A 12,039-nucleotide genomic window follows, 5' to 3' on the forward strand; every position below is an offset into this window, starting at 1 on the left:
ATGACCAGTTTGCATGCCGATGAGGCCTTTCTCGACCATTACCAGTTGAGCCACGATCCGTTCGCGCCCCGTGTGCCCGGCTTCAAGTTCTTCCCGGCGCAGCGCAAGCCCGTGCTTGGCCAGCTGCACCACCTGGCGCGCTACAGCCAGCTGATGCTGGTGGTCAGCGGCCCGCTGGGCAGCGGCAAGTCGCTGCTGCGCCAGGCCCTGGTGGCCAGCACCAACAAGCAGGCTGTGCAGAGTGTGGTGGTGTCTGCCCGCAGTGCCAGCGATGCTTCCAGCATGCTTGCCCAGGTCGCTCAAGACCTGGGTGTGGCCCAGCCCGAAGTGCAGGCGATCCTGTCCAAGGTGGTGCAACTGGCACTGACCGGGCAGGAAGTGTATTTGCTGGTGGACGATGCGGAACAACTCGACGAGTCGGCACTCCAAGCGTTGCTGGAGTTGGCGGCGGGGGTACCGGAAGGGCGCCCGCACGTGTTCCTGTTCGGTGAGCCTTCACTGATTGCCGGGCTGGACGAGCTCAATGTCGAGGAAGAACGCTTCCACATCATCGAGCTTGCCCCCTACAGTGAAGAAGAAACCCGCGAGTACCTGGAGCAGCGCCTGGAAGGGGCTGGCCGGGGCATCGAGGTGTTCAGCCGTGAACAGATCGTCGATATCCATGAACACTCCGACGGCTGGCCTGGCAACATCAACCAGGTCGCCCGTGACACTTTGATCGAAGCCATGATCGCCAGCCGTTCGACGGTCAAGCGACCATCCATGGGGTTCAAGATGCCTAAAAAACATGTGCTCGCGCTGTCCGCTGTGGTCGTGGTCGCTGTCGCGGCCGCTGTGTTGATGCCCAAGAAAGGCGACAAGCCACCCGCTGAGGCGCCGGCCGCCCAGGCCCAGTTGCCGCTTGGCGACGGCAAGCAGGGTGCCAATATCGAGTTTTCCGGGTCTTCCCAGCCGATGCCGCTGCCGCTGGTTGGCCAGTCCCAGCCTGTAATGCGCGAGCCGCTGGCCCAGGCCGCGGGCATGGGGGAGGGTGAAGAAGGCAGCCCGGCGGGTGACACTGCCCTGCAGCCTGGCAACCCGCCGCCAACCGTGACCACCATTGCGCCGCCGCAAGGCGTGCCGGCTGGCCCGGCACCTGTGCCTGCACAGCCTGTGGCTACTGCGCCGGTCCAGCCGGTTGCACCTGCGCCCAAGCCTGTCGCAACCCAGCCTGCGAAGCCGGTTGCACCTGCCAAGCCTACGCCTGCGCCTACCCAGGTCGCCGTGGCCAAGCCGGCCGCCAAGCCTGCCGAGAAACCTGCCGCCACTGGCAGCGGCAACAGCGGCTGGTACGCCGGGCAGAAGCCGGGCAATTACGTGGTGCAGATCCTGGGCACCAGCTCCGAGGCCTCGGCCCAGGCGTTCGTCAAGAGCCAGGGTGGCGACTATCGCTACTTCAAGAAAAACCTGCAGGGCAAGCCGCTGTACGTAGTCACCTACGGCAGCTTCGCCAACCGTGATGCAGCGGTTGCGGCAATCAAGAACTTGCCAGAGAAGGTCCAGGCTGGTAAACCTTGGCCACGTACCGTCGGCAGCGTCCAACAAGAGCTGGCCACGGCCCGCTGATACCTTCCGGGCGGCATCACCCCGCCGCCCAGTTGCTGAGCGATTACTGACTTTCGAATAGCCTGCTGCGTTTCAACGCGGCAGGCTTTTCTGTCCCAGACTGCCGGCCACAAGCCCCTAGTTGCAGTCATGGCTGAAACGCTTCAGACTCACGCCAAGCCGCTATCACGGCGCATGGCGCAAAAACATTCAAAATTGCGACATAAATTTTCAATGGTGAGACATGAAAATTTGTGGGCGTCGCTGTCGCTGTGCAACAATGGTTTTCCATGGCCACCGCAAAAAAGCTGGCGTTTGATCGGCGTGGATGGTAAGTGGTTGTTAAAAAAGAGATTTACCTCCGTTGAGAGGTGAACCTGGTGAGAATGTGTCTATGAAAACAGGTCTGTACCATCCCGAAGAATTCAAGGACAACTGTGGTTTTGGCCTGATCGCCCATATGACGGGCGAACCGAGCCACCACCTTCTGCAAACCGCCATGCAGGCGCTGACCTGCATGACCCACCGTGGCGGTATCAACGCCGACGGCAAGACCGGTGACGGTTGCGGTCTGCTCATGCAGAAGCCCGATCAATTCCTGCGAGCCGTGGCCCAGGAACACTTCGCCGTCGAGCTGCCCAAGCAGTACGCCGTCGGCATGGTGTTCTTCAACCAGGACCCGGTCAAAGCCGAAGCGGCCCGCGCCAACATGGACCGCGAGATCCTCGCCGCTGGCCTGAAACTGGTCGGCTGGCGCAAGGTACCGATCGACACCAGCGTACTCGGCCGCCTGGCCCTGGAGCGCCTGCCGCAGATCGAACAGGTGTTCATCGGTGGCGAAGGCCTGAGTGACCAGGAATTCGCCATCAAGCTGTTCAGTGCCCGTCGCCGTTCGTCGGTGGCTAACGCCCACGACAGCGACCACTACATCTGCAGCTTCTCGCACAAGACCATCATCTACAAAGGCCTGATGATGCCGCGCGATCTCGCGGCGTTTTATCCAGACCTGGGTGATGAGCGCCTGCAAACCGCGATCTGCGTGTTCCACCAGCGCTTCTCCACCAACACCCTGCCGAAATGGCCGCTGGCGCAGCCGTTCCGCTTCCTCGCCCACAACGGCGAGATCAACACCATCACCGGCAACCGCAACTGGGCCATGGCCCGTCGCACCAAGTTCGCCAATGACCAGATCCCCGACCTCGAAGAACTCGGTCCGCTGGTCAACCGTGTCGGTTCCGACTCGTCGAGCATGGACAACATGCTGGAACTGATGGTGACCGGTGGCATCGACCTGTTCCGCGGCGTGCGCATGCTGGTACCGCCAGCCTGGCAGAACGTCGAGACCATGGACGCCGACCTGCGTGCCTTCTACGAATACAACTCCATGCACATGGAGCCGTGGGATGGCCCGGCCGGTATCGTCATGACCGAAGGCCGCCACGCGGTGTGCTTGCTGGACCGCAACGGCCTGCGCCCGGCGCGCTGGGTGACCACCACCAACGGCTACATCACCATCGCCTCGGAAATTGGCGTGTGGGGTTACCAGCCTGAGGAAGTGTTGGCCAAGGGCCGTGTCGGCCCGGGCCAGATCCTGGCGGTGGACACCGAAACCGGCCAGATCCTCGACACGGACGCCATCGACAACCGCCTGAAGTCGCGCCACCCGTACAAGCGCTGGCTGCGTCAGCACGCCACCCGTATCCAGGCGACGCTGACCGACGACCAGGGCGCGGCCAGCTACGACGCTGACCAGCTCAAGCAATACATGAAGATGTTCCAGGTCACCTTCGAAGAGCGTGACCAGGTACTGCGCCCATTGGGTGAGCAGGGCCAGGAAGCCGTTGGTTCGATGGGTGACGACACGCCGATGGCCGTGCTGTCGCAGCGTGTGCGTTCGCCTTACGACTTCTTCCGCCAGCAGTTCGCCCAGGTGACCAACCCGCCGATCGACCCGCTGCGCGAAGCCATCGTGATGTCGCTGGAGATCTGCCTGGGCGCCGAGCGCAACATCTTCCAGGAGTCCCCGGAGCACGCTTCGCGGGTCATCCTCAGCTCCCCGGTCATTTCGCCCGCCAAGTGGCGTTCGCTGATGAACCTGGAGCGCGAAGGTTTCGACCGTCAGCTGATCGACCTCAACTATGAACAGGGCGTCGGTCTGGAAGCGGCCATTCGCAACATCGCCGACCAGGCTGAAGAAGCCGTGCGCGCTGGCAAGACCCAGCTGGTGCTGAGCGACCGCTACATCGCCCCGGGCAAGCTGCCGGTGCACGCTTCGCTGGCCGTTGGCGCGGTACACCACCGCCTGACCGAACAGGGCTTGCGTTGCGACAGCAACATCCTGGTGGAAACCGCTACCGCCCGCGACCCGCACCATTTTGCCGTGCTGCTGGGCTTCGGTGCCTCGGCCGTCTACCCGTACCTGGCGTATGAAGTACTGGCTGACCTGATTCGTACCGGCGAAGTGCTGGGCGACCTGGACGAAGTGTTCAAGTACTACCGCAAGGGCATCTCCAAGGGCCTGCTGAAGATCCTGTCGAAGATGGGTATCTCCACCATCGCCTCATACCGCGGTGCGCAGCTGTTCGAAGCCATCGGCCTGGCCGAAGAAGTGGTCGGCCTGAGCTTCAAGGGCGTGTCCAGCCGCATCAAGGGGGCGCGCTTCGTAGACCTTGAAAGCGACCAGAAGCTGCTGGCGGCCGAAGCCTGGAGCGCGCGCAAGCCGATCCAGCAAGGTGGCCTGCTGAAGTTCGTTCACGGTGGCGAATACCACGCCTACAACCCGGACGTGGTCAACACCCTGCAAGCCGCCGTGCAGCAGGGCGACTATGCCAAGTTCAAGGAATACACCACGCTGGTCGACCAGCGTCCGGTATCGATGATCCGCGACCTGCTGAAAGTGAAGGTGGCCGACCAGCCACTGGCGCTGGAGCAGATCGAACCGCTGGAGGCCATTCTCAAGCGGTTCGACTCGGCCGGTATCTCGCTGGGCGCACTGTCGCCGGAAGCCCACGAGGCGCTGGCCGAGGCCATGAACCGCTTGGGCGCGCGTTCCAACTCTGGTGAAGGCGGTGAAGACCCGTCGCGCTACGGCACCATCAAGAGTTCGAAGATCAAGCAGGTGGCCACCGGCCGCTTTGGTGTGACCCCTGAATACCTGGTCAATGCCGAGGTGCTGCAGATCAAGGTTGCCCAGGGCGCCAAGCCTGGTGAGGGCGGCCAGCTGCCGGGCGGCAAGGTCAACGGCCTGATCGCCAAGCTGCGTTATGCGGTACCGGGCGTGACCCTCATCTCGCCGCCGCCGCACCATGACATCTACTCGATCGAAGACCTGGCCCAGCTGATCTACGACCTCAAGCAGGTCAACCCGCAGGCCCTGGTGTCCGTGAAGCTGGTGGCAGAAGCCGGCGTGGGCACCATCGCCGCTGGCGTGGCCAAGGCCTATGCCGACCTGATCACCATCTCCGGTTATGACGGTGGTACCGGTGCTTCGCCGCTGACCTCGATCAAGTACGCCGGCGCCCCGTGGGAACTGGGCCTGGCCGAAACCCACCAGACCCTGCGTGGCAACGACCTGCGCGGCAAGGTGCGGGTTCAGACCGACGGCGGCCTGAAAACCGGCCTGGACGTGATCAAGGCGGCCATCCTTGGCGCCGAAAGCTTCGGCTTCGGTACCGCGCCAATGATCGCCCTGGGTTGCAAGTACCTGCGCATCTGCCACCTGAACAACTGCGCCACCGGCGTAGCCACGCAGAACGACAAGCTGCGCAAGGACCACTACATCGGCACCGTCGACATGGTGATCAACTTCTTCACCTTCGTCGCTGAAGAAACCCGTGAGTGGCTGGCCAAGCTGGGCGTGCGCAGCCTGGGCGAGCTGATCGGCCGTACCGACCTGCTCGAAATGCTGCCAGGCGATACCGAGCGCCAGCAGTACCTGGACCTGTCGCCGCTGCTGGGCAGCTCGCACATTCCGGCAGACAAGCCGCAATTCTGCGAAGTCGACAAGAACCCGCCGTTCGACAAAGGCGAGCTGGCCGAGAAGATGGTGGACATGGCCCTGCCGGCGATCCGCGACCAGGCCGGTGGCGAGTTCAACCTCGACATCTGCAACTGCGACCGCTCCATCGGTGCCCGCATCTCTGGCGAAATCGCCAAGCTGTACGGCAACCAGGGCATGGCTGCCAACCCGATCACCTTCCGCTTCAAGGGTACTGCGGGCCAGAGCTTTGGCGTGTGGAACGCCGGTGGCTTGAACCTGCACCTGCAGGGTGATGCAAACGACTACGTCGGCAAGGGCATGACCGGTGGCAAGGTCACCATCGTGCCGCCAGCCGGCAGCCCGTTCGAAACCCAGCACAGCGCCATCGTCGGCAACACCTGCCTGTACGGTGCCACTGGCGGCAAGCTGTTTGCCGCGGGCACTGCGGGCGAGCGCTTCGCTGTGCGTAACTCCGGCGCCCACGCTGTTGTCGAGGGCACTGGCGATCACTGCTGTGAGTACATGACCGGCGGCTTTGTCTGCGTCCTGGGCAAGACCGGTTACAACTTCGGTTCTGGCATGACTGGCGGCTTCGCCTACGTGCTCGACATGGACAATAGCTTCGTCGACAAGCTGAACCACGAGCTGGTGGAAATCCAGCGTATCAGTGGTGAAGCGATGGAAGCCTACCGCAGCCACCTGGCGCGGGTACTTGGCGAGTATGTGGAAGAGACCGGCAGCGAGTGGGGGCGTGAGCTCTCGGAGAACCTGGACGACTACGTGCGGCGCTTCTGGCTGGTGAAGCCGAAGGCAGCCAACCTGAAGCAACTGTTGTCCAGCACACGTGCCAACCCGCAGTAAAAACAGCTGCAAGTGGCAAGCCTCAAGCTGCACCTGAAGGCAGTACGAGGTTTGCCCGGCTTAAGTGATCGTCTTGCGGCTTGCAGCGTGTAGCTTGCAGCTGCTGTAAAGAGGTTTTGAAAAATGGCTGAACGTCTGAACAACGACTTCCAGTTCATCGAAGTGGGCCGCAAGGACCCTAAGAAAAAGCTGCTGCGCCAGCGCAAGAAGGAGTTCGTGGAAATCTACGAACCGTTCAAGCCGCAGCAGTCAGTAGACCAGGCGCACCGCTGCCTGGGCTGCGGTAACCCGTATTGCGAATGGAAGTGCCCGGTGCACAACTTCATCCCTAACTGGTTGAAGCTGGTGTCCGAAGGCAACATCCTGGCGGCGGCTGAGCTGTCGCACCAGACCAACACCCTGCCGGAAGTGTGCGGCCGTGTGTGCCCGCAAGACCGTTTGTGTGAAGGTGCCTGCACCCTGAACGACGGCTTCGGCGCGGTGACCATCGGTTCGGTGGAGAAGTACATCACCGACACCGCCTTTGCCATGGGCTGGCGCCCGGACATGTCAAAGGTCAAACCAACCGGCAAGCGCGTCGCCATCATCGGTGCCGGCCCTGCTGGCCTGGGGTGCGCCGACGTGCTGGTGCGCGCTGGCGTAACCCCGGTTGTGTTCGACAAGAACCCGGAAATCGGTGGCTTGCTGACCTTCGGCATTCCAGAGTTCAAGCTGGAAAAGACCGTGCTCAGCAACCGCCGCGAAGTGTTCACCGGCATGGGCATCGAGTTTCGCCTGAATACCGAGGTGGGCAAGGACGTGACCATGGAACAGCTGCTCGCCGAGTACGACGCAGTGTTCATGGGCATGGGTACCTACACCTACATGAAGGGCGGCTTCCCGGGCGAAGACCTGCCGGGCGTGCATGACGCACTGGATTTCCTGATCGCCAACGTCAACCGCAACCTGGGCTTCGAGAAGTCCCCGGAAGACTTCGTCGACATGCAAGGCAAGAAGGTGGTGGTACTGGGCGGTGGTGACACCGCGATGGACTGCAACCGCACCTCGATCCGCCAGGGCGCCAAAGCGGTGACCTGCGCCTATCGCCGTGACGAAGCCAACATGCCGGGTTCGCGCAAAGAGGTGAAGAACGCCAAGGAAGAAGGCGTGAAGTTCCTTTACAACCGCCAGCCTATCGCCATTGTCGGCGAGGACAAGGTCGAAGGCGTGAAGGTGGTCGAGACCCGTCTCGGCGAGCCGGATGCCCGTGGCCGCCGCAGCCCTGAGCCGATCCCGGGCTCCGAGGAGATCCTGCCAGCCGATGCCGTGGTGATCGCCTTCGGCTTCCGCCCAAGCCCGGCGCCGTGGTTCGAGCAGCATGGTATCCAGCTGGACAGCCAGGGCCGTGTAGTAGCCCCGGAGAAAGGCAAGTTCAAGCACCAGACCAGCAACCCGAAAGTGTTCGCCGGTGGCGACATGGTGCGTGGTTCGGACCTGGTGGTGACGGCGATCTTCGAAGGGCGTACGGCTGCGGAAGGTATCCTGGACTACCTCGAAGTCTGATTTTCACTCTATTCGCGGGCATGCCCGCTCTCACAGGGTTAAGCGCAGAACCTGTGGGAGCGGGCATGCCCGCGAAGCTTTTGTATACAAAAACGCTTGATCTATAGCATCCAATAGACAAAACGCATGGCCATGGCCGTGCCTTTTGCGCTGGCGTCTGAGAAAATGCCCGCACTATTTTTCCGGATGCCGACATGACTGCCCTGAAGAACGATCGTTTCCTGCGTGCGCTGCTCAAGCAACCCGTAGACGTCACCCCGGTGTGGATGATGCGCCAGGCCGGCCGCTACCTGCCGGAGTACCGCGCCAGCCGCGCCAAGGCCGGCGACTTCATGAGCCTGTGCATGAACCCGCAGTTTGCCTGCGAAGTTACCCTGCAGCCGCTGGACCGCTACCCGCTGGACGCGGCGATCCTGTTCTCGGACATCCTCACCATCCCTGACGCCATGGGCCTGGGCCTGTACTTCGAAACCGGCGAAGGCCCGCGTTTCAAGAAGGTCATCAGCACCCCGGCCGACATCGAAGCGCTGCCGATCCCCGATCCGCAGAAAGACCTGGGCTATGTGATGGACGCGGTCAGCACCATTCGCCGTGAGCTCAATGGCCGTGTGCCCTTGATCGGCTTCTCCGGCAGCCCGTGGACCTTGGCCACCTACATGGTCGAAGGCGGCTCGTCGAAGGACTTCCGCAAGACCAAGGCCATGGCCTACGACAACCCGCAAGCCCTGCACCTGCTGCTGGACAAACTGGCCCAGTCGGTCACCAGCTACCTGAACGGCCAGATCCTGGCCGGTGCCCAGGCTGTGCAGATCTTCGACACGTGGGGCGGTAACCTGTCGGCGGCGGCCTACCAGGAGTTCTCCCTGGCCTACATGCGCAAGATCGTCAGCGGGCTGATCCGCGAGCACGAAGGGCGCAAGGTGCCGGTGATCCTGTTCACCAAGAACGGTGGCTTGTGGCTGGAAAGCATTGCCGAAGCCGGCGCCGACGCACTGGGCCTGGACTGGACCTGCGAGATCGGCGATGCCCGCCGCCGTGTGGGTGACAAGGTGGCGCTGCAAGGCAACATGGACCCGACCGTGCTGTACGCCAAGCCTGAGGCCATCCGCCAGGAAGTGGCGCGCATTCTGGCCAGCTATGGTCACGGCACCGGCCACGTGTTCAACCTTGGCCATGGCATTACCCCGGAAGTCGACCCGGAGCATGCGGGCGTGTTCATCAATGCCGTGCACGAGCTTTCGGCGCAGTACCATCAGTGACCTGAGCGCTGAAAGCAAAGCCCGGCCCTGTGCCGGGCTTTTTGTTGCATTAAGTTTGGATTCAGCGAACGTCGCTAATCTGGTCCCATCGAAACCTAAACAGGACCCGATCCTCATGAAAGCACGTTATCTCGCCCTTATCTTTGCCCCGCTGTTCAGCACTGCTGCACTGGCCGCCAGCTATACCGGCCCCGGCGCCCAGTCGGTCACCACCGTGGCAGCTGCCAACGACGCTGCCGATGACACGCCCGTGGTGCTGCAGGGGTATGTGACCAAGAAGATCAACAACGACGACAAGTACGAGTTCAAGGACAACACCGGCACCATCACTGTTGAAATCGACGATGAGGACCTGCCGCCGACGCCGTTCAACGACAAGACCAAGGTGAAGCTGACCGGTGAGGTGGAGAAGCACCTGATGAGCAGGGAAGTGGATGTGGATATCGTCGAGATCATCAACTGACCTGATGGCCTCTTCGCGGGCACGCCCGCTCCCACAGGGATTGCACTGAACCCTGTGGGAGCGGGCGTGCCCGCGAATGTTTCACACCGATTTGGGCGGTAACTTGCTGAGGTGCAACGCCACCAGCAACGCAACCGCCAGCAAGCTGCCAATGAACAGCCCGATGCCGTTCCAGCCCCACTGGTGCCAGAACACCCCGCCCGCCGTACCGGCCACGCTGGACCCTGCGTAATAGCTGAACAGGTACAGCGACGATGCCTGCCCCTTGGCTTTGAGCGCCCGGCGGCCAATCCAGCTGCTGGCCACCGAGTGTGCGCCAAAAAAGCCGAAAGTGAACACCAGCATGCCCACGATCACCATCGCCAGCGGGCTGGCCAGGGTCATCAGCAAGCCACCGGCCATCACCACGATACTGGCCCAGAACACTTTGCGCCGGCCTAGCTTGTCTGCCAGGGCACCGACTTGCGCCGAGCTGTAGATCCCGGACAGGTACACTACCGACAGCAAACCGACCAGCGCCTGGTTCATGTGGTAGGGCTCGGCCAGCAAGCGGTAGCCGATGTAGTTGAACAGGGTGACGAAAGCCCCCATCAGCAGGAAGGCTTCCAGGAACAGCCAAGGCAGCCCGGCGTCTTTGAAGTGCATGACAAAACCGTCCAGCAGGCTGCGCGGGCTCATCATCTGCGGGCGGAAGTTGCGCGATTCGGGCAGCACCTTCCAGAACACCAGTGCGGCGACCAGAGCCAGGCCACCGATGGTCAGCATGGCCGTGTGCCAGCTGACGAAGTCGATCAGCACGCCGGTAATCAGCCGCCCGCTCATGCCGCCAATCGCGTTGCCGCCGATGTACAGGCCCATGGCCAGGCCGATGTGCTGTGGGTGGATCTCTTCGCTCAGGTAGGTCATGGCCACAGCGGCCAAACCGCTCAGGGACAGGCCAACCAGGGCGCGGGTGGCCAGTACCAGTTCCCAGCTTGGCATTACCGCGCTGGCCAGGGTGGAGAGGGCGGCGCAAACCAGGGCAAAGACCATCACCGGCTTGCGCCCGATGCGGTCAGAGATGGGGCCGGTGATCAGCAGGCCGAACGCCAGCATGGCGGTGGAAACCGACAGCACCAGGCTGCTCTGCGCCGCGTTGATGGCAAATTCTTTCGACAATAGCGGCATCATCGGCTGCACGCAGTACAGCAGGGCAAAGGTGGCGAAGCCGCCGCTGAACAGTGCCAGCACGGTCTTCATGAAGGCGGGGGTGCCTTTTTCAATCCACATTTCGTTCAGGGAGGCAGGCTCTGGTTCGGCAGGAAGGGGAGCTACAGCAGTTTTCACGGGCGGGTACCTCTGGCGCAATGAAAAAAGCATATAGCTGGCTAATGATTAGATCCAATATATTGTTCGACCTATTTAAGACGTTTTTCGACTCATTAGGAGCTGGTCATGGAACTGCGTCACCTGCGCTACTTCATTGCTGTGGCTGAAGAGCTGCACTTTGGCCGCGCCGCCCAGCAACTGGGCATTTCCCAGCCGCCCCTGAGCCAGCAGATCCAGGCCCTGGAGCAGGAACTGGGAGCGCGGCTGTTCGAGCGTACCAACCGTCGGGTCGAGCTGAGCGAGGCGGGGCGACTGTTCCTTGAGGAAGCGCGGCAGGTGCTGGCGCAAGTGGAGAAGGCCGCAGATGTGGCGCGGCGGGCGCAGTTGGGTGAATTGGGCGAAATGAAGATTGGCTTTACCTCGTCTGCGCCATTCACCTCGAAGATCCCCAAGGCCATCCATGCCTTTCGCCAGCGCTTCCCGGCTGTGCACCTGAACTTAAAAGAAATGAGCAGCCGTGATATCGCCGAAGCAGTGTTCGACGAGTCCATCGAAGTAGGGCTGATGCGGCCGATGCCTTTGCCGGAAGGCTTGCTGGCCACCGAATTGTTCCGCGAGCCGCTGGTGGCGGTGATCAACGCATCGCATCCGCTGGCTGAAGGCACGGAACAAGGGGTGCACATGGCGGCGCTGGCCCATGAGCCGTTTGTGTTCTTCCCGCGCAGTTATGGCAGCGGCCTGCATGCACAGTTGCTCAGCCTGGCGCGGCAGGCGGGCTTCAGCCCGCACTTTGCCCAGGAGGCTGGGGAGGCAATGACCATCATCGGCCTGGTCTCGGCGGGGTTGGGGGTATCGGTGTTGCCAGCGTCGTTCCAGCGTATGCGCATCGAAGGGGTGGTGTACCGCACGCTGCTGGATGAAGGGGCGATGTCGGCGGTGTGGCTAGTGCAGCGCGAGCGGGGCAATTCGGTAATGGCCAAGGCGTTTGCCGAGCTGTTGACCGGGCAGGTGGTCGGCCAGGGCTAATGTTGGCCAAATGGCGC

At 62.3% G+C, this 12,039-nt stretch carries 8 protein-coding genes; 7 read left to right on the forward strand and 1 reads right to left on the reverse strand.

What is annotated here, in order from left to right; genetic code table 11:
* From J3A71_RS01600 to J3A71_RS01625, 6 genes are all read left to right on the forward strand, one after another.
* Positions 1-1,605: an AAA family ATPase gene (locus J3A71_RS01600; RefSeq protein WP_060516914.1), complete on the forward strand. Its 1,605-nt coding sequence runs from the start codon at positions 1-3 to the stop codon at positions 1,603-1,605.
* A 129-nt stretch (positions 1,606-1,734) separates the two neighbouring features.
* Positions 1,735-1,959 (forward strand): hypothetical protein, encoded by a 225-nt coding sequence (locus J3A71_RS01605; RefSeq protein WP_132844974.1) that lies wholly within the window; start codon positions 1,735-1,737, stop codon positions 1,957-1,959.
* A 19-nt stretch (positions 1,960-1,978) separates the two neighbouring features.
* Positions 1,979-6,424 (forward strand): glutamate synthase large subunit, encoded by a 4,446-nt coding sequence (gene gltB / locus J3A71_RS01610; RefSeq protein WP_016489619.1) that lies wholly within the window; start codon positions 1,979-1,981, stop codon positions 6,422-6,424.
* 123 nt (positions 6,425-6,547) lie between these two features.
* The gene (locus tag J3A71_RS01615) at positions 6,548-7,966 is read left to right on the forward strand and encodes an FAD-dependent oxidoreductase (RefSeq protein WP_016489618.1); all 1,419 of its coding nucleotides are present in this window, start codon (positions 6,548-6,550) and stop codon (positions 7,964-7,966) included.
* A 194-nt stretch (positions 7,967-8,160) separates the two neighbouring features.
* Complete coding sequence (gene hemE, locus J3A71_RS01620) at positions 8,161-9,225, forward strand: uroporphyrinogen decarboxylase (RefSeq protein ID WP_051099567.1); 1,065 nt, start codon at positions 8,161-8,163, stop codon at positions 9,223-9,225.
* A gap of 115 nt (positions 9,226-9,340) precedes the next feature.
* Entirely contained in the window at positions 9,341-9,688 is a 348-nt protein-coding gene (locus tag J3A71_RS01625; RefSeq protein ID WP_016489616.1) for a NirD/YgiW/YdeI family stress tolerance protein, read from the forward strand.
* 81 nt (positions 9,689-9,769) lie between these two features.
* Here the strand turns inward: J3A71_RS01625 and J3A71_RS01630 are convergent, their stop codons facing one another.
* Complete coding sequence (locus tag J3A71_RS01630) at positions 9,770-10,957, reverse strand: MFS transporter (protein WP_224372599.1); 1,188 nt, start codon at positions 10,955-10,957, stop codon at positions 9,770-9,772.
* Positions 10,958-11,122: 165 nt separating this feature from the next.
* Between J3A71_RS01630 and J3A71_RS01635 the strand changes: the two genes are divergently transcribed.
* On the forward strand, positions 11,123-12,022 hold the full coding sequence (locus J3A71_RS01635) for a LysR family transcriptional regulator (protein WP_016489614.1): 900 nt from the start codon (positions 11,123-11,125) through the stop codon (positions 12,020-12,022).
* The last annotated feature ends 17 nt before the right edge of the window (positions 12,023-12,039 follow it).

This window comes from Pseudomonas sp. PvP089, from assembly GCF_017875165.1.
In the GTDB taxonomy this organism is placed as follows: Bacteria; Pseudomonadota; Gammaproteobacteria; order Pseudomonadales; family Pseudomonadaceae; genus Aquipseudomonas; species Aquipseudomonas fortuita.